Raw genomic sequence first — 18,249 nt, forward strand, 5'->3', positions numbered from 1 at the left:
CGAAATGGACGGTTTTGAGACCAATGTCGGCGTGATCGTGGTGGCCGCCACCAACCGGCCAGACATTCTGGATGCCGCCCTGCTGCGCCCAGGCCGTTTCGATCGCCAAGTCTATGTGACCCTGCCCGACATCCGCGGCCGCGAGCAGATCCTCAATGTGCACATGCGCAAGGTGCCGCTCGGTACCGATGTGAATGCATCCATCATCGCCCGTGGCACCCCTGGCATGAGCGGCGCCGACCTGGCCAACTTGTGCAATGAAGCCGCCCTCATGGCTGCACGCCGCAACGCTCGCACGGTGGAGATGCAGGACTTCGAGAAGGCCAAGGACAAGATCTTCATGGGCCCCGAGCGCAAGAGCATGGTGATGCCCGAAGAAGAGCGTCGCAACACGGCGTACCACGAGTCGGGCCATGCGCTCATTGGTAAGCTGCTGCCCAAGTGCGACCCGGTTCACAAGGTCACTATTATTCCGCGTGGACGCGCGCTGGGCGTGACCATGAGCCTGCCGGCGCAAGATCGCTACAGCTACGACAAGGACTACATGCTGAACCAGATCAGCATGTTGTTCGGTGGTCGTATCGCAGAAGAGGTGTTCATGCACCAGATGACCACCGGCGCTTCGAACGACTTCGAGCGGGCCACCACCATTGCCCGCGACATGGTGATGCGCTACGGCATGACCGATGCCCTGGGCCCAATGGTGTATGCCGAGAATGAAGGCGAGGTGTTCCTGGGCCGTTCGGTGACCAAGACCACCAACATGAGCGAGCAGACCATGCAGAAGGTCGACGGCGAGGTGCGCCGCATCATCGATCAGCAGTACAAACTGGCGCGGGACCTGATCGAAAAGAACAGCGACAAGATGCACGCGATGGCAAATGCCCTGCTGGAGTGGGAAACCATCGACGCTGAGCAGATCGACGACATCATGGCAGGCAAGCCCCCACGCCCGCCCAAGGACTGGACGCCCCGCAACCCGCCGGTGGGCGGTGGTGGCAGCGGCGGCACGCCAGCCGTCACGCCTGATCCGGCGCCGACTGCGGCCTGATCCGCTCATTCCATCCACACACGGGGCCTTGCGCCCCGTTGTGCTGTCTGGAAAGCCCTATGTGATGCGCTGGACCACCACCCGATTCGACATTGACCTGTCAAGGCCGCAGGTGATGGGCATCGTGAACGTCACGCCCGACTCGTTTTCGGACGGGGGTCAGTTCGACTCGCCAGCCGCAGCGCTGCGCCACTGCGAACAGCTGATCAAGGAGGGCGCTCAACTGCTGGATATCGGCGGGGAGTCAACTCGTCCGGGCAGCCCGGCCCTGGCGCTGGAGGAGGAACTGGCGCGGGTGCTGCCGGTGGTGCGAGGTGCCTTGAGCCTGGGCGTGCCCGTCTCCATCGATACCTACAAGCCTGAGGTGATGCAAGCGGTGCTCGATCTGGGGGGAGACATTGTCAACGACGTTTGGGCCCTGCGCCGCGAGGGCGCGCTGGCGGTCGTGGCCGCGCATGCGCGCTGTGGCGTCTGCCTGATGCACATGCACCGCGACCCGCAGACGATGCAGGTGGCGCCGATGGCTGGTGATGTGGTGGCTCCCGTGACGAACTTCCTGCGTGAGCGGACTGAAGCGCTGACCTCAGCGGGTGTGGACGCCGGGCGCATCGTGCTGGATCCGGGCATCGGTTTTGGCAAAACGGTGGCTCAGAACTTTAGCCTGCTGGCGCGGCAGGATGAATTGTTGGCGCTCGGCCTGCCCCTGCTGGCTGGCTGGTCGCGCAAGTCCTCGCTCGGCGCGGTGACCGGTCACGAACATCCGGCCGATCGGGTATCGGCCAGCGTGGCGGCGGCGCTGCTGGCGGTGGACCGCGGCGCCAGGGTGGTGCGGGTGCACGATGTACGCGAAACCGTGGACGCCTTGGCGATCTGGCAAGCCGCTTGCCCAGTGACGTGAACGTCCCAACCGATAATCATGGGGTTGGCGTACTTTGAAAGTGCGCAGGGTCTTCGCAGACCCGCACCACAAGAATCTATCCGGAGGCGTTTTCCCATGACCCGCAAGCACTTTGGCACCGACGGCATCCGCGGCACGGTCGGCCAGGCGCCCATCACCCCCGACTTCGTGCTCAAGCTAGCTCACTCGGTGGGCCGCGTGCTGCGGCGCACCGAGGAGCGCCCGACGGTGTTGATCGGTAAGGACACGCGCATCTCCGGCTACATGCTGGAGTCTGCCCTGGAGTCGGGCTTCAATTCGGCGGGGGTGGACGTCGTGCTGTTGGGTCCCATTCCCACACCCGCCGTGGCCTACCTCACGCGGGCGCAGCGCGCCAGCCTGGGTGTGGTGATCAGCGCCAGCCACAACCCCTTTGCCGACAACGGTATCAAGTTTTTCAGTGCCCTCGGCACCAAGTTGGACGACGCCTGGGAGGCTGCCGTCGAGACCGTGCTGGAGGAAGACCCGGTCTGGGTCGATGCCGCCAGCCTGGGAAAGGCCCGGCGCATGGATGATGCGGCCGGCCGCTACATCGAGTTCTGCAAGAGCACCTGTTCGAACGTGTTCACGCTCAAGGGTTTGAAAATCGTAGTCGACGGGGCGCATGGCGCGGCGTATCACATCGCGCCCGATGTGTTCCACGAAATGGGTGCCGAAGTGGTGAGAATTGGCTGCGCACCCGATGGCCTGAACATCAATCAGGGCGTGGGAGCTACCCACCCTGAGGCACTCGTGGCCGCGGTGAAGGAGCACGGTGCCGACTACGGCGTAGCGCTGGATGGCGACGCCGACCGGTTGCAGATGGTGGATGCCAGCGGGCGCCTCTTCAATGGCGATGAGCTGCTGTATCTGATTGTGGCCGACCGCATTGCTCGAGACATCGACGTGCCAGGTGTGGTCGGCACGCTCATGACCAACAAGGCGGTCGAGCTGGCTTTTCGGGCCAAGGGTGTGCAGTTTGTGCGCGCCAAGGTGGGTGACCGTTATGTGCTCGAAGAGCTGGAACGCCACCACTGGACGCTGGGTGGCGAGGGCTCAGGCCACTTGCTGGTACTCGATCGCCACACCACCGGCGACGGTCTTGTGTCGGCCCTCCAGGTGTTGCACGCCTGTGTCGACAGCGGCAAGACCATGGCGCAGCTGCTGGCCGATGTGACGCTGTTTCCGCAAACGCTGATCAATGTGCGCCTGCAACCGGGGCAAGACTGGAAGTCCAACACTCTGCTTGCCAGTGAAACGCAGGCGGTGGAAGCCGAGCTGGGTGACCACGGCCGCGTGCTCATCCGCGCCAGCGGTACCGAGCCGCTACTGCGGGTGATGGTGGAAGCGCGTGACGCCGCGCAGTCACAGGCTTATGCCGAGCGGCTGGTCGCTGCGGTGGAGGCTGGCTGATGGCCGCCGCGTTCTCGGTGCGGCGTGCCGACTACGACTCGGCCAACGATGCGGCCGCCTTGGTGATGCTGCTCGACGCCTATGCCAGCGACCCGGCGGGCGGTGGCGAGCCATTGTCGGCTTACACCAAGACCCATCTGGTGTGCGAACTCGCGGCGCGCCCGCAGGCCTACAGCGTGCTCGCGTTTGACGGCGAAGCGCCTGTGGGCCTGGTGAATTGCATCGAAGGGTTCTCCAGCTTTGCCTGCAAGCCGCTGGTCAACGTGCACGACGTCGCGGTGCTGGCCAGTCACCGCGGTCGTGGCATTGCCGAGGCCATGCTGGCTGAGGCCGAGCGCATCGCTGTCGAGCGCGGTGCCATCAAGATGACCCTGGAAGTGCTCTCGGGCAATGCGCCTGCCGTGCGCTTGTACCAACGCGTCGGCTACGCGGGTTACCAGCTGGATCCGGCGATGGGCTCAGCTCAGTTCCTGCAGAAGCTGTTACCCCCCGCGCCGGGCTCTGAGTAAGCTCGTTACCCTCCCCCAGAGGGCGATGCGAGCTGCCCGGCGGAGCCGGTTCGGCTGCATCCTGCGACTTGGATCCTCGTTGCTCAGTAGAGCAGGTGGGGCTTGCGTTCCACTTCCCAGGCAGCTTCGTCTGGCCTTGTGATCGCGTCGAGGTCTGCGGGCTTTGAGTTCGGGTCGTCCACCCATTCGCGCAGTACCGGCCCGCCATTGATGAGGTCGATCGCGAGGCGATCGTGTTCGTATTCGTACGGGAAGTCTCGCCAAAGCGGGTAGCCTGGCGCCTGAGCGCGCAGGGCCTTGAAAGCCAGCGCCTGCAGTCGCCAAGGCCGAAAGGCCGCGTGATCGTAATGCGTGGGGTCTTCGACGTGGATCTGGATGCCGGCGCAAAGCTGGCCCGCGTGCTTGTGGAAGGTAGGCTCGAAGTAGCAGGGACGCAGCACGCAGCCAGCCATCCACTCGGGCGCCATGCGGCGCATGTCTCCCAGCAGGCGCACCGGGTCGATGTCGGGCGCGCCGAACAACTCCAGTGGCCGGGTGGTGCCGCGGCCTTCGCTGAGGGTCGTGCCCTCCAGCATCACGGTGCCGGCGTAGGCGCGCGCCATGGACAGGTTGGCCGCGTTGGGGCTGGGGTTGACCCAGCTGCGCTCTGTCGGCCAGCCATAGCCGAGTGCAGCGTCGGGCGACCAGCCGTCCATGGTGATCACCTGGTAATCGAGTTTCAGCCCCAAGGTGGCGATGAACCAGTGGCCCAGTTCGCCCATGGTCATGCCGTGGCGCATGGGCATGGGACCAGCGCCCACGAAGCTTTCCCACCCCTCGCGCAACAGCGTGCCTTCAACCGGCCGCCCCGCGGGGTTGGGCCGGTCCAGCACCCACACCACCTTGCCATGCGTCGCAGCCGCTTCCAGCACGTAGCGCAGCGTGGTGATGAAGGTGTAGATGCGGCAGCCCAGGTCTTGAAGGTCGACCAGCAGCACATCGAAGCTGGCCATCATGGCGTCGGTGGGGCGGCGCACGCTGCCGTACAGGCTGTACACCGGGATGCCAAGGCGCGGGTCGAGGTAGTCGGGCGACTCCACCATGTTGTCCTGCTTGTCCCCGCGCAGGCCGTGCTGGGGACCGAATGCGGCCGAGAGCCGCACGTCGGGCAGGGCGGCGAGCGCATCGAGGCTGTGGGTCAGGTCGCGGGTGACCGAGGCCGGATGAGCGAGCAGGGCGACGCGCTGGCCGGCCAATGGGGCTCGCAGTGTCGGGTTTTGCAGCAGGCGTTCGATGCCGAATTGCATGGCGTTCAGTTCTCTGGAAGCAGCAGTCGAAGCATGCGACTGGCGGGGTGGTGAAAATCGGGGCGCTCCCCGGGGTGGGTCAGTGCCCAGTAGCTGAGTTGGCCGTTGGCTTCCTCGATGACAGCGCTCAAGCCCAGGCACAACGCCGAGCCCCGAGCGGGCAAGACTACCCAGGCGAGATCGGTGGTGAGTGTGAACTGGTCTTGACCGAAACTGGTCTGGAAGATAGGGGACACGGCAACATCAATGCCTTCAGACGAGCGGACGCGCTCACGCGCAAAGTCGTAGATTGCCCATTGGCCCGAGGGCGAGAAGTTGAATTCTCGGTAGGCATGATCGCCCTCGGTCGCCACAAAGGCTTCCAGGCAGGTGTGCTGCCACAAACCATCGGCTTGACTGGGCGCTGTGGCGCGTGGAATCTGCAGCTCAGCGATGTTTCCAGCCACCGTGTACACGAGCCGCAAGCCCGTGGCGGTAACGCTCGCGGCCACCGAGACGCTCAAACAGACGCCCGCCGGTGTGGCCGGGTGACATGGCAGCTGCAGCGTGGGGCCAGGGCCTGGGAGTTTCACAGCTCCGTATTCTCTCAGGCGCTGGGGCGGGCGCTCAGAGGCGAGTCTGGTTGACGCGCTTTATCAGTTCTTCGGCAGACTCCTTGCGCTCGCTGTAGCGGTCCAGCAGGTAGGGCGACACGTCGCGTGTGAGCCAGGTGAACTTCACCAGCTCCTCCAGCACGTCGACCACCCGGTCCAGGTAGGCCGAGGGCTTGATGCGGTCATGCTCATCGAATTCCTGAAACGCCTTGGCGATCGAGGACTGGTTGGGTATGGTCAGCATCCGCATCCAGCGTCCCAGCACCCGCATCTGGTTCACGGCATTGAACGACTGCGAGCCGCCGCACACCTGCATGAGCGCCAGCGTCTTGCCCTGCGTGGGGCGCACTGCGCCCAGGGCCAGCGGGATCCAGTCGATCTGGGTTTTCATGATGCCGGTCATGGCACCGTGGCGCTCCGGCGAGCACCACACCATGCCTTCCGACCACGCCGCGAGTTCGCGCAGCGCGACCACCTTGGAGTGCGAGTCGGGGGCGTCATCGGGCAAGGGCAGGCCGCTGGGGTTGAAGACGCGGGTTTCGGCGCCCATGGCGGTCAGCAGGCGCGCCGATTCTTCGACCAGCAGGCGGCTGAACGAGCGCTCTCGCAGGGAGCCATAAAGCAGCAGGATGCGCGGCGCATGCGTGGACATGGCCACCGGCCGCAGGCGCTGCGGATCGAACGGCTGGAAATGCTCGGAAGCGATCGGGGGTAGGCGGGTGTCTGCGGGGAGCCCCTTGACCTCAGGTCCGTTGGATTCGTTCACCGTCTTCCTTTGTGAAATCGCTGCTTTGTGGCGACGGCAAGATCTCGAGTACCCGCTCAGAGGGCCGACACAACCGGGTGCCCAGCGGGGTGACCACGACTGGGCGGTTCATGAGCACGGGGTGCTGGCCGATGAAGTCGAGCAGCTGGTCGTCGCTCCAGTGGGTGGCGCCCAGGTCGAGCGCCTGGTACGGCGTGCCCTTCTCACGCAGCAGGTCGCGCACGGTGCCGCCCATGGCCGCGACCAGGGTGCGCAGTGTGTCGCGCGAGGGAGGCTGCTTGAGGTACTCGATCACCTCGGGCTCTTCGCCGCTGTTGCGGATCATGGCCAGGGTGTTGCGCGATGTGCCGCAGGCCGGGTTGTGGTAGATCGTGATCCGGCTCATGGGTTCATGTTTCCAGGGGTTTGTCGGCAGGTCGCCAGGCGTTGAGCAGCGCCACCAGTGACAGCATCACCGGCACCTCGACCAGCACACCGACCACGGTGGCCAGCGCAGCGCCGGAGTGCAGGCCAAACAGCGAGATGGCCACCGCCACGGCGAGCTCAAAGAAGTTGGAGGTGCCGATCAGGCAGGCAGGGGCGGCGATGTCGTGCGGCAGCTTGAGCCAGCGCGCACCGACGTAGCCCAGGGCGAAGATGCCGTAGGTCTGGATCAGCAATGGCACGGCGATCAGGGCAATCACGAACGGCTGGGCGACGATGGTTTGTGCCTGGAAGCCGAACAGCAGCACCACGGTGGCGATTAGGCCCACCACCGACCAGGGTTTGAGCCGTGCGACCAAGGTGGCCACGCGGGCATCCCCACCGCGCTGGTGCAGCCACCGCCGCGTGAGTACGCCCGCGATCAGCGGCAGCACCACATAGAGCAGCGTGGACAGCAGCAGCGTCTGCCACGGCACAGTGAGATCGGTCACACCGAGCAGGAATGCGGCAATCGGCGCGAAGGCAAACACCATGATGAGGTCGTTCACCGAGACCTGCACCAGGGTGTAGTTGGGGTCGCCCTTGGTCAGCTGGCTCCAGACGAACACCATGGCGGTGCAGGGCGCTACGCCGAGCAGGATCATGCCGGCGATGTATTCATTGGCCGATTGCGGATCGACCCAGGGCGCGAACAGATAGCGGAAAAACAGCACCCCCAGCGCTGCCATGGTGAAGGGCTTGATGAGCCAGTTGATGACCAAGGTGAGCACCAGGCCCTGCGGTCGTTTGCCTACGTCGCGCACCGCCGCGAAGTCGATCTGGATCATCATCGGGTAGATCATGATCCAGATCAGCACCGCCACCACACCATTGACGTGGGCGAATTCGATCGCTGCGATCGCGGCGAAGGTGGCGGGCGTGAGCAGTCCCAGCCCAACGCCCGCGAGGATGCCCAGGGCCACCCAGACCGTCAGGTAGCGTTCAAAAAGTCCCATGTGGTGTCGGTATCAGGCGCTAGCGTTTTGATCTTGCCCGATCTGCTGTACTTCCTGGGTGAGCGCCAGTCGGCTGAGCTTTTCGATCGGCAGGCACATGAAGAGGGAAATGCGCCGCGAAAGAACGCTGAAGGCATCGTTGAACGCGCGGTGGACTTTTTCCGCGCCTCCTGTCACGGCGGCGGGATCAGCCACGCCCCAATGAGCCGAAATTGGCTGGCCGGGCCAGACTGGGCAGACCTCGGCCGCGGCTTGGTCGCAGACGGTGAACACAAAGTCCATCACCGGTGCGCCAGGTGCGGCGAACTCGTCCCAGCTTTTGCTGCGAAGACTATCCGTCTTGTAATGGTTGCGTTGCAGCAGTTCCAGCGCACCCGGGTTCACAGTGCCCACCGCGTGGCTGCCTGCGCTGAAGGCTCGAAAGCGCCCGGCTGACTGCGCGTTGAGGATGGCTTCGGCCATGATGCTGCGCGCCGAGTTGCCAGTGCACAGGAAAAGCACGTTGTAGACCTTGGGTGCGTTCATGAAGGGGTCCTTTGCAGAGGTTGGAGGTGTTCAGGTGGTTTGGGGATTCGGTAAATCCAGCTTGGTGGGAAGCGCCAGGGTGAGCAGCCAGCAGGTGAACAGCATCAGGGCCGAGCCCACCAGCGCGTAGAGCAGGCCGCCCCACTGGTAGAGCAGGCCCGACATCAGCGTGCCGAAGAAGCGGCCCAGCGCATTGGCGGCGTAATAGAAGCCCACGTCTTCGGCGGCCTTCTCGCTGCCGGCGTAGGCCAGGATCAGGTAGGAGTGCACCGAAGAATTGACGGCGAAGGCAAAGCCGAACAGGCCCAGCCCGCCAACCACCCACCATTGCATATGGGGCAGGTCCAGCACAACGGCCGCCGCGATGCCCACTGGAATCAGCGCCAGTGCCAGCGACCACCAGCGCGCGGCCGGCACTTCGGTGCTCAGACCGTCGAGGCTGCGTTTGACGAGGTTCGGTGCGAATGCCTGCACCAGGCCATAGCCGATGGTCCAGGCCGCCAGAAAGCCGCCGACCATGGTGAAGTTCCAGCCCTGCGAGTACAGGAATACCGGTACGCCGACCACGAACCACACGTCGCGGGCGCCAAACAGCGCCACGCGCGCGGCGGCCAGCCCGTTGATGCCGGCGTTCTTGGCGAACAGCTCCTTGGCCGACTTAGAGGCCTTGGCCTTGCCCATCAAGGGCGGGACCGAGCTCACTACACCCACAAGCACCAGCACCAGCAAGGCAGCCATGGCCCAGAGAGAGTGCTGGAAGCCCAGCGCCTGCAGCAACACGCCACCGAGGAAGAAGCCGAAGCCCTTCATGGCGTTCTTGCTGCCGGTGAACCACGCCACCCACTTGAAGAGCTGGTTGTGGCCGCCGTCTTCGGCCTTGGCCTGCGCCTGCGTGACCTTGATGGCCGACTTGCTGGCGGTTTTGGTCAGGTCCTTGGCCACGCCGCAGATGCCTTGCGCGACCACCACCCAGGCCACCGACATCGTCGCCGTCCAGGCCGGGTTGAGCAGCGAGAGCAAGGTGAAGCCGGTGATCTGCGTGACCAGGCCCACGGTCAGCATGCGCTGGATGCCGTAGCGCGTGGCCAGCCAGCCGCCAATCAGGTTAGCCAGCACGCCGGCCGCCTCGTACAGGAGGAACAGGAAGGCCAGCGTGAACGGCGAATAACCCAGCTTGTAGAAGTGCAGCAGCACCAGCATACGCAGCGCGCCGTCGGTGAGCGTGAAGCCCCAGTAGGCGGCGGTGACGATGGCGTAGTTGCGCACCGCGTGGCTGGTAGTGGTCGTCGAAGCGTTCATCAGATGCCGACGGATTCCAGATGACAGGCCAGGTCCACCATGCGCGTGGCGTAGCCCATCTCGTTGTCGTACCAGGCGTAGACCTTGAGCAGCGTGCCATCGGTCACCATGGTGGAGAGCCCATCGACGATGGAACTGCGCGTGTCGCGCGCGTAATCGGCGCTCACCAGCGGGCGGGTCTCATAGCCCAGGATGCCGGCCAGCGGGCCCTTGGCGGCGGCTTCGAACAGCGCGTTGATTTCCTCCGCCGTGGTCGCGCGGTTGAGCTCGAACACGCAGTCGGTCAGCGAGGCGTTGAGCGCCGGCACGCGCACCGCGTGGCCATTGAGCTTGCCCTTGAGTTCGGGGTAGATCAGGGCGATGGCGGTGGCGCTGCCGGTGGTCGTGGGGGCCAGATTCACCATGGCGCTGCGCGCACGGCGCAGGTCCTTGTGCGGCGCGTCGACCACCAGATTGGTGTTGGTGGGGTTGTGCAGCGTGGTGATCTGGCCGTGTTGGATGCCGATGGCTTCGTGCACTACCTTTACCACCGGGGCCAGGCAGTTGGTGGTGCAGCTGGCGGCGGTCACGATGCGGTCGCGCGTCGGGTTGTACAGGTGTTCGTTCACACCCACCACGATGTTCAGCACATCGCCGACTTTAACGGGCGCGGCCACGATCACGCGTTTGGCGCCGCGGTCCAGGTGGCCCTGCAGAGTCTCAGGCGTGAGGAACTTGCCGGTGCATTCGAGCACGACGTCCACGCCCAGATCGCCCCAGGGGATCTCCGCCGCGGTGGGGTGTTCGCTGAACGACAGGCGGCGGTCGTTGATGCGGATGGCGTCGCTTCCCTCAGCGGCAATGTCTGCGCGCCACTTGCCCTGCACCGTGTCAAAGGCCAGCAGGTGGGCGGTGGCGGCCGCGCCACCTTTGAGCTCGTTGAGGTGCACGACCTCCAGGCGGTTGCCGTTGCGCGGGTCGATGGCTTCGCGTTCGATCGCGCCACAAGCCGCGCGCAGGGCCAGGCGCCCCATACGGCCCATGCCGTTGATACCGACTTTCATCTGTTCTTTCCTTCTGGTGTGCTGTTTGGGCATCTGTGCAGAGTGCGCCAATATTTCAACATGTATTGAATTGTTGGGTTTCTGCGTGACACGCTCATGACAGTGGTGGTCGCTTTGCGATGCCGCGTTGACAAGCAGGTGGGTGTGAAAAGGCTTCAAGGCCTTGCCACAGAGGGGTCAGCAGTCTTGGCAGAGGGGGGCGGGCATGAGTTCACAGGATTCGCCCGCGCAGCAATGCGCCGTGAGGTAGGCGAGCAAGTCGTTCATGCGGGCAAGCTGGGCCCGGTAGATCAGGTAGCGCCCCTGGGGCTCGGCACTCACGAGGTCGGCATGGGCCAACTCCTTGAGGTGAAAAGACAGCGCACTGGGCGAAACCCCGAGCTGCACCGACATGGCGCCAGGCGTCAACCCTTCGTGGCCTGCGACGACCAATGCGCGGAAGGCTCGCAATCGCTGCACCTGTGCCAGCGCCGAGAGCGCTCGGACAGCTTGCTGCTCGTCGGATGACATTGATTCCATTTTTCAATGATAGTTGAAATGAAAAAGCGCGCTTTGTGTTCGTTCAAACTGGCTGCAGCATCCAAAAAAACACAGCCATGGTCCGGTGGCCACAGACCAGAAAGTGGTGCGTGAGCGGACGATGCCTCGCGCTTCGACCCTCAATACAACTCGGGCACGACCATCGATGTGGGCACCGGCTGGCGCAGGTAGTCGGGGTTGCGCACCCTCGCTGGCAGCACCACCTCGGGGCGCTGAACTTCGCGGTAGTCGAACTGGCCCAGCAGGTGATCGATGCAGTTGAGTCGCGCCTTTTTTTTGTCCACTGCCTGTACCACCCACCAGGGCGCTTCGGGGATGTGGGTGCGCTCCAGCATGGTTTCCTTGGCGCGCGTGTAGTCTTCCCAGCGACGCCGACTCTCCAGGTCCATGGGGCTGAGCTTCCATTGCTTGAGCGGGTCGTGAATGCGGCCCAGGAAGCGCAGGTGCTGTTCATCGTCGGTGATGGAGAACCAGTACTTGATGAGCCGGATGCCGCTGCGCACCAGCATGCGCTCGAACTCGGGCACAGAGCGGAAGAATTCTTCGTACTCGTCGTCGGTGCAAAAACCCATCACCCGTTCCACGCCGGCGCGGTTGTACCAGCTGCGGTCGAACAGCACCATTTCGCCAGCTGCAGGCAGCTGCGAAGCGTAGCGCTGGAAGTACCACTGCGTGCGCTCGCGGTCGTTGGGGGCGGGCAGGGCGACCACGCGGCAGATGCGAGGGTTCAGGCGCTGGGTGATGCGCTTGATGACGCCGCCTTTTCCTGCGGCGTCTCGCCCTTCAAACAGGATCACTACCTTCTGCTTTTCGTGAGCCACCCAGTCCTGCAGCTTGACCAGTTCGCCCTGCAGGCGGAACAGTTCGCGGAAGTAAGCCATGCGTGCCTGTTTGTCCGCTGAGGTGCGCGGCGTGTCCAGGCCGTCGAGGGTGTCCGGAAGGTCGCGGTCCTCGATCTCCAGTTCCAGCTCTTCGTCGTAGCTGTCGAGCAGGTCGCGTTCGATACGTTGCACCAGGTCTTCGTGGTTGGGGCTCATGGCAGGAGATGGCTGGACGGGAGCATGAGTTTAGGGTGGCTGTGTGACAAAGGCGTGTCCATGCAGGCTCTGTGCGGGTGTGTGGTGAGTCGCCAAAACGTCATGTGAACGCCATGTCGGCGTCACGACCGATTTGCACACTGACGGCATCTCATGAAAACCCGAAAGAGGAGTCCCGTTGTGAAAGAACTGCCCATTCCCACCCTTGGCCTGTCTCCAGTCACCTTGACCCGGGGGTCGCTTCATCCGCGACCTCCTGCCCAGCCGGTTCCTGCGTTTCACCCGCAGCCCCAGTCTGAGGCCTCGCACGGCATCAGCGTCGGCTGGGCGCGCCATCTCGACGAGGTTCGTGAAGCACAGCGCCTGAGGCACGCGGTGTTCGCTGGCGAAATGGGCGCCACCCTGCCCAACACCGTGCCCGGCCACGACGTGGACCTGTTTGACGACTTCTGCGAGCACCTGCTGGTGCGTGACCAGCCCGGTGGCAAGGTGATAGGCACGTACCGCGTGCTGACGCCGGCCCAGGCCAAGCGTGTTGGCAGCACCTACAGCGACACCGAGTTCGACCTCACCCGACTGCGCCATGTCCGCGAACGCATGGTGGAACTGGGCCGCAGCTGTGTGCACCGCGACCACCGCCAGGGCGGCGTGGTCATGGCGCTGTGGGGTGCGCTGGGCGAGTTCATGGTGCGCAACCAGCTCGACACCATGATCGGCTGCGCCAGCATCCCGATGTGCACCCCGCACGTGGCTGGCGCTGGCCATGCCGCCGCCAGCATCTGGCGCCAGGTCAAGGACAAACATCTGGCGTCGATCGAGTTCCATGTGCGCCCGCGCCTGCCGCTGCCGCTGGAGCGGCTGGATGACTCGCTCGATGTGGAACCACCTGCACTGATCAAAGGCTATCTGCGGCTGGGCTCCAAGGTGCTGGGTCCACCGGCCTGGGATCCGGCCTTCAACGCCGCCGACCTGCCGCTCATGATGCGCCTGGCCGACCTGCCGGCTCGCTACCGCAAGCATTTTCTGGGCGCGTGATGTTCCCCGCGCCCATCACCTTCAGGCAATGGGGCATGGATGACGGCGCGTTGGGAGGCGCCGTGCATTGGGCAGGGCTCATGCCGGAAGTTGATGAGCCAAACGCTTCTGCGACTGCCGATGCGGGACATGCCTACCGCGCGGTGTTCATCTCCGATGTCCACCTCGGGACCGCTGGCTGCCAGGCTGCGGCCTTGTTGGACTTCCTGCGCCACCACCCGAGCGACACGTTGTACCTGGTGGGCGACATCGTCGACGGCTGGCAGTTGCGGCGCAAGTGGTTCTGGCCGCAGGCGCACAACGACGTGGTGCAGAAGCTGCTGCGCCGCGCTCGAAAAGGCTGCCGGGTGGTGTTCGTGCCGGGCAACCACGACGAGTTTGCACGCCAGTTCGACGGCCACAATTTCGGTGGCATCGAGGTGCGCAATGAGGCGGTTCACACCACCGCCACTGGCCAGCGCCTGTGGGTGGTGCACGGTGACCATTTCGACGGCGTGATCCAGTGCGCCAAGTGGTTGGCCTATGTGGGCGACAACATGTACGAGTTCACGCTGCGGCTCAACCGGCACCTGAACTCGCTGCGCGCTCGGCTGGGCCTGCCCTACTGGTCACTCTCGCAGTACCTCAAGCACAAGGTCAAGAGCGCCCTCAATTACGTCACCGACTTTGAACGCGCCGTCGCCGCCGAGGCGAGGCAACGCGGTTTTGACGGCGTGGTTTGTGGCCATATTCACCGCGCCGAAATGCGCAGCATTGACGGCACGCTGTACTGCAACGACGGCGACTGGGTCGAGAGCCTGACCGCCCTGGTCGAGCAGCGCGACGGCACGCTGGCGCTGGTGCAATGGCATCACGCCGCTGGTTCGGACGCGCGTGTCGACCCTGCAGCGCCGCTCAACAAGGAGCTCGCATGAAAATCGCTCTGGTGACCGATGCCTGGCAGCCCCAGGTCAACGGCGTGGTGACCACGCTGGTGGAACTGGTTCGTGAACTGCAGGAGGCAGGCCATGAGGTGGTGGTCATCCAGCCCGGGCAGTTTCGAACCCGTCCCTGTCCGGGCTACGCTGGCATTGATCTGGCCTTGTTTCCTGGCCGTGCCCTGGCCAGGATGCTGGACGCGGCCCAGGCCGACGCCATCCACATCGCCACTGAGGGGCCGCTGGGCTGGGCTGCGCGCCGCTACTGCCTGCGCCGCCAGCAGCCGTTCACCTCCGCCTTCCACACCAAGTTCCCCGAAATCCTCAACGCGGCGCTGGGCGTGCCGCTGACCTGGGGCTATGCACTGTTCCGCCACTTCCACCGACCCAGCCAGGCGGTAATGGTGCCCACCTCGGGCGTGCTGGCCATGCTGCAGCAGCGGGGCTTTCAGCGTCTGAAGGAATGGACTCACGGGGTGGACACCCGGCTGTTTGCCCTGGCCGAGGCGCCGGTGGCGTACCCACCGCTGGGTGCCCTGGCCCGGCCGGTGAGCCTGTTCGTGGGGCGCGTTTCCTACGAGAAGAACATCGACGCCTTTCTCGACCTCGATGTGCCCGGCAGCAAGGTGGTCTGCGGCGTGGGGCCGCTGGAGACCGGGCTGCGCGAGCACTACCCCAACGTGCACTGGCTCGGTGTGTTGCCGCGCCACGAACTGGCCCGTGTCTACGCGGCGGCCGACGTGTTTGTCTTCCCCAGCCGCAGTGAGACCTTTGGCCTGGTGATGCTCGAAGCCATGGCCTGCGGCGTGCCGGTGGCCGCCTACCCGGTGGACGGGCCGCTGCAGGTGGTGGGCGAGAGTGGCGCCGGCGCCCTGCGCGAGGACCTGCGCGAGGCGTGGGGCGCCGCTCTGCGCATCCGGCGCAGCGAGGCGCGTGCGCGGGCGATGGAGTTTGGCTGGAAGCGCGCGGCTGACCTGTTCCTGTCGTTCCTGACGGTGCAGATCCCGGAGCCTGCCTCGCCGCGCCGCCGCGGACGTTCCCGGGCGGACGAGGACGGAGCGGCGCTTCCGGTGGTGAAGATGTCAGCCCTGTCACGCAAACGTCATTCAGTCGTTGAATAATCGTCACAATGCGCGGGCAGTTCGGCGGCCAAAGGGATCGGTCGCCCCCTGCGCACCTTGACGGGTACCATGAGCGACATCGCCACAAACACCAGCCCCTCCGGTCGCTTGAACTTCCTTGACCGGGATCGCAGCATCCTCGCCTTCAACGCGCGGGTGATGGACTGGGCTCGCCGGCCCGACGTCCCGCTGCTCGAACGCCTGCGCTACCTCGGCATCGTCTCCAGCAACCTCGACGAGTTTTTCGAGGTGCGCATGGCGCCGCAACTCAGCGCTCACAAGACCAATGAGCAGCGCGGCGACTACACCGCACCGGGCTACCACGCTCTATCCGCCGAGGTTCATTCGCTGGTGGCACAGCAGTACGCGATCTACAACGATGAGTTGCTGCCGCTGCTGGAGAAGAAGGGCATCAAGCTGGTGGCACATGGCGAGCGCAATCAGCGCCAGCGCCGCTGGGTCAAGGATTTTTTCCAGCGCGAGGTGCAGCCGCTGCTCATGCCGGTGGGTCTGGACCCTTCTCACCCATTCCCGCAGGTGGCCAACAAGTCGCTCAACTTCATCGTGCGGCTGACCGGCAAGGACGCTTTCGGCCGGGAAAACGAGATCGCGATCGTCAAGGTGCCTCGCATCCTGCCTCGCTTTTTCAGCATGCCTCCCATCAAGGGCTCCAAGCAGACCCACTTCGTCTCCATTTCCAGCCTGATCCGATCGCACCTGGCCGACTTGTTTCCCGGCCGCCAGGTCACCGAGTTCTCGCAGTTCCGCGTTACCCGCCACTCCGATCTGGCGCTGGATGAAGAAGAGGTGAAAAACTTGCGCACCGCGCTGCGCAAGGGGCTGCAGGAGCGCCACTACGGTGAAGCGCTGCGGTTGGAAGTTTCCGCAGGCTGTTCCGAGTACCTGTCCAACTTTCTGCGCGCCCAGTTCGACTTGCCCGAAGCGGCGCTGTACCGCGTGCCCGGCCCGGTCAACCTGGTGCGTCTCAACCAGCTGATCGACCAGGTCGAGGCACCCGCGCTGCGCTTTCCCCGTTACCTGGCTGGCTGGCCGGTTCAGCTCACGCCCGGGCAGTCGTTTTTCGACCGCCTGCAGCAAGGCGATGTGCTCATTCACCAGCCATACGAGAGTTTTGATGCGGTGCTCGCGTTCCTGCGCGAGGCGGTGGCCGACCCGGACGTGCTGGCCATCAAACAGACCATTTACCGCGCAGGCGCCAAGTCCGAGCTGATGGAGTTGCTGCGCGATGCGGTGCGCCGCGGCAAAGAGGTGACGGCAGTGGTGGAACTCAAGGCGCGCTTCGATGAAGAGGCCAACATCAGCTACGCCGAACGCCTGGAATCGGTGGGTGCACAGGTGGTGTACGGCGTGGTCGGGCTCAAGACCCACGCCAAGATGCTGCTGGTGACCCGTCGCGAGGGCACCCGGCTGCGGCGCTATGCGCACGTGTCCACCGGCAATTACAACGCCGGCACCGCCAAGCTCTACACCGACATCAGCTACCTGAGCGCAGACGAAGCGCTCACTGCCGATCTCGACCAGGTCTTCCTGCACCTAGCCAGCCAGAACCGGCTGGCCAAGCTCAACAAGGTGCTGATCGCGCCGTTCCAGCTGCACAAGGCGATGCTGGAGCGCGTCGATGCCGCGGCGGCAGCGGCGAAAGCCGGGCATGAGGCCCGCATCATCCTCAAGATGAACGCGCTGACCGACGAGCCGCTGTCGCGCGCCCTGGCGCATGCCTCGCAGCAGGGCGTGAAGATCGACCTGATCGTGCGCGGCGCCTGCATCCTGCCGGCGCAGGTGCCGGGCGTCACCGACAACGTGCGCGTGCGCTCGGTCATTGGCCGCTTGCTGGAGCATTCCCGCGTCTTCTATTTTCGGGTCAACGGGGTGGAAGAGCTGTGGCTCTCCAGCGCCGACTGGATGAACCGCAACATGCTGCGCCGTGTCGAGCTCGCCTGGCCGGTGACCGATCCAGCACTGCGCCACCGGTTGGTGGACGAATGCCTAATGGCTTACCTGCACGACACCCGCGATGCCTGGCTGCTGCAGCCCGATGGCACCTATGTGCCTGCGGCTGGCGCCAGCGGACGCGGCGGACGCAAGAGCCGCGCCGAGACCTTGTCGGCGCAGACCAGTCTCATGGACCGCTACGGCAGCAAGGCCTGATCGGGAGGCAGCAGATGGACCTGATTCTCTGGCGCCACGCCGAAGCCCAGGACCATCCTGACCCCGTGCTCGGGCGCCAGGGCGACGCGCAAGATCTGGCGCGGCGACTCACCCCGCGCGGCGAGAAACACGCCGCGCGCATGGCCACCTGGCTGGACCGGCAGTTGCCCAGCGGTGCCCGTGTCTTCGCCAGCCCAGCCCAGCGCAGCGAGCAGACCGCGCTCGCCCTGGGGCGCAAGTTCAAGATGCGCGACGAGCTCGCGCCTGGCGGGGATCCGCTGGCCTTGCTTGAACTGGTGCAGTGGCCCGAGGGCAAAGGCCCGGTGCTGGTGGTGGGCCATCAGCCCACGCTCGGGCAAGTGGTGGCACGCTTGCTGGGCCTGAGCGAAGAAGAGTGCGCGGTGAAGAAAGGCGCTGTCTGGTGGCTGCACCACCGCGAGCGCGATGGAAAGCAGCAGACCGTGCTGCTCACGGTGCAGACGCCCGAGCTGCTGTAGGCACGCGCAACGGTGGGGGCTTTGGTCTCTCCATGTTGGCAACGGATCAACGACTTGCATGCGTCAAGCGCCTGGGCGCCGCGGCTAAGCCCTCAGATTGGGCAAACCTGAAGC

The 18,249-nt window shown here is 64.9% G+C and carries 19 protein-coding genes; 9 read left to right on the top strand and 10 right to left on the bottom strand.

Annotated features, from left to right (window positions below):
* The 4 genes from GPT34_RS05395 to GPT34_RS05410 all read left to right on the top strand — a co-directional run.
* A partial coding sequence (locus tag GPT34_RS05395; RefSeq protein ID WP_291010231.1) for an AAA family ATPase occupies window positions 1–1,051 on the top strand: 1,051 nt, incomplete at its 5' end.
* 64 nt (window positions 1,052–1,115) lie between these two features.
* Window positions 1,116–1,949: a dihydropteroate synthase gene (gene folP, locus GPT34_RS05400; RefSeq protein ID WP_291010321.1), complete on the top strand. Its 834-nt coding sequence runs from the start codon at window positions 1,116–1,118 to the stop codon at window positions 1,947–1,949.
* A 96-nt stretch (window positions 1,950–2,045) separates the two neighbouring features.
* Window positions 2,046–3,380: a phosphoglucosamine mutase gene (gene glmM / locus GPT34_RS05405; protein WP_291010232.1), complete on the top strand. Its 1,335-nt coding sequence runs from the start codon at window positions 2,046–2,048 to the stop codon at window positions 3,378–3,380.
* The gene (locus tag GPT34_RS05410) at window positions 3,380–3,889 is read left to right on the top strand and encodes a GNAT family N-acetyltransferase (protein ID WP_291010233.1); all 510 of its coding nucleotides are present in this window, start codon (window positions 3,380–3,382) and stop codon (window positions 3,887–3,889) included. Before glmM ends, GPT34_RS05410 begins: the two co-directional genes overlap by 1 nt.
* 83 nt (window positions 3,890–3,972) lie before the next feature.
* Here GPT34_RS05410 and GPT34_RS05415 read toward each other — a convergent pair whose 3' ends face one another.
* The 10 genes from GPT34_RS05415 to ppk2 all read right to left on the bottom strand — a co-directional run bounded on the left by GPT34_RS05415 (window position 3,973) and on the right by ppk2 (window position 12,396).
* A complete protein-coding gene (locus GPT34_RS05415) occupies window positions 3,973–5,175 on the bottom strand; it encodes a DUF1343 domain-containing protein (RefSeq protein ID WP_291010234.1) in 1,203 nt (400 codons plus the stop codon).
* A gap of 5 nt (window positions 5,176–5,180) precedes the next feature.
* The gene (locus tag GPT34_RS05420) at window positions 5,181–5,747 is read right to left on the bottom strand and encodes a DOMON-like domain-containing protein (protein ID WP_291010235.1); all 567 of its coding nucleotides are present in this window, start codon (window positions 5,745–5,747) and stop codon (window positions 5,181–5,183) included.
* A 34-nt stretch (window positions 5,748–5,781) separates the two neighbouring features.
* A complete protein-coding gene (gene arsH / locus GPT34_RS05425) occupies window positions 5,782–6,474 on the bottom strand; it encodes an arsenical resistance protein ArsH (RefSeq protein WP_291010322.1) in 693 nt (230 codons plus the stop codon).
* 37 nt (window positions 6,475–6,511) lie between these two features.
* The gene (gene arsC / locus GPT34_RS05430) at window positions 6,512–6,919 is read right to left on the bottom strand and encodes an arsenate reductase (glutaredoxin) (RefSeq protein WP_291010236.1); all 408 of its coding nucleotides are present in this window, start codon (window positions 6,917–6,919) and stop codon (window positions 6,512–6,514) included.
* 4 nt (window positions 6,920–6,923) lie between these two features.
* Window positions 6,924–7,952: an ACR3 family arsenite efflux transporter gene (gene arsB, locus GPT34_RS05435; RefSeq protein ID WP_291010237.1), complete on the bottom strand. Its 1,029-nt coding sequence runs from the start codon at window positions 7,950–7,952 to the stop codon at window positions 6,924–6,926.
* A 12-nt stretch (window positions 7,953–7,964) separates the two neighbouring features.
* Entirely contained in the window at window positions 7,965–8,477 is a 513-nt protein-coding gene (locus GPT34_RS05440; RefSeq protein WP_291010238.1) for an arsenate reductase ArsC, read from the bottom strand.
* A gap of 30 nt (window positions 8,478–8,507) precedes the next feature.
* The gene (arsJ, locus tag GPT34_RS05445) at window positions 8,508–9,776 is read right to left on the bottom strand and encodes an organoarsenical effux MFS transporter ArsJ (RefSeq protein WP_291010239.1); all 1,269 of its coding nucleotides are present in this window, start codon (window positions 9,774–9,776) and stop codon (window positions 8,508–8,510) included.
* Window positions 9,776–10,819: an ArsJ-associated glyceraldehyde-3-phosphate dehydrogenase gene (locus tag GPT34_RS05450; protein WP_291010240.1), complete on the bottom strand. Its 1,044-nt coding sequence runs from the start codon at window positions 10,817–10,819 to the stop codon at window positions 9,776–9,778. Before GPT34_RS05450 ends, arsJ begins: the two co-directional genes overlap by 1 nt.
* Window positions 10,820–10,996: 177 nt before the next feature.
* A complete protein-coding gene (locus GPT34_RS05455) occupies window positions 10,997–11,338 on the bottom strand; it encodes a helix-turn-helix domain-containing protein (RefSeq protein WP_291010241.1) in 342 nt (113 codons plus the stop codon).
* 140 nt (window positions 11,339–11,478) lie between these two features.
* The gene (gene ppk2, locus GPT34_RS05460; protein WP_291010242.1) at window positions 11,479–12,396 is read right to left on the bottom strand and encodes a polyphosphate kinase 2; all 918 of its coding nucleotides are present in this window, start codon (window positions 12,394–12,396) and stop codon (window positions 11,479–11,481) included.
* A 180-nt stretch (window positions 12,397–12,576) separates the two neighbouring features.
* Here ppk2 and GPT34_RS05465 point away from each other — a divergent pair, with 180 nt between their 5' ends.
* The 5 genes from GPT34_RS05465 (at window position 12,577) to GPT34_RS05485 (ending at window position 18,135) form a co-directional block, all read left to right on the top strand.
* Window positions 12,577–13,431, top strand: coding sequence for a GNAT family N-acyltransferase (locus tag GPT34_RS05465; RefSeq protein ID WP_291010243.1), 855 nt, complete (start codon window positions 12,577–12,579; stop codon window positions 13,429–13,431).
* A gap of 80 nt (window positions 13,432–13,511) precedes the next feature.
* Window positions 13,512–14,345 (top strand): UDP-2,3-diacylglucosamine diphosphatase, encoded by an 834-nt coding sequence (locus tag GPT34_RS05470; protein ID WP_291010323.1) that lies wholly within the window; start codon window positions 13,512–13,514, stop codon window positions 14,343–14,345.
* On the top strand, window positions 14,342–15,469 hold the full coding sequence (locus tag GPT34_RS05475; protein ID WP_291010244.1) for a glycosyltransferase family 1 protein: 1,128 nt from the start codon (window positions 14,342–14,344) through the stop codon (window positions 15,467–15,469). The genes GPT34_RS05470 and GPT34_RS05475 overlap by 4 nt, the downstream gene beginning before the upstream one ends.
* A 69-nt stretch (window positions 15,470–15,538) precedes the next feature.
* Window positions 15,539–17,638 carry a polyphosphate kinase 1 gene (ppk1, locus tag GPT34_RS05480; protein ID WP_291010245.1) on the top strand — a complete coding sequence of 700 codons (2,100 nt, stop codon included), beginning with the start codon at window positions 15,539–15,541 and terminating at the stop codon, window positions 17,636–17,638.
* A gap of 14 nt (window positions 17,639–17,652) precedes the next feature.
* On the top strand, window positions 17,653–18,135 hold the full coding sequence (locus GPT34_RS05485; RefSeq protein WP_291010246.1) for a histidine phosphatase family protein: 483 nt from the start codon (window positions 17,653–17,655) through the stop codon (window positions 18,133–18,135).
* The last annotated feature ends 114 nt before the right edge of the window (window positions 18,136–18,249 follow it).

It is taken from the genome of Hydrogenophaga sp. (genome assembly GCF_011390835.1).
GTDB lineage: Bacteria > Pseudomonadota > Gammaproteobacteria > Burkholderiales > Burkholderiaceae_C > Hydrogenophaga.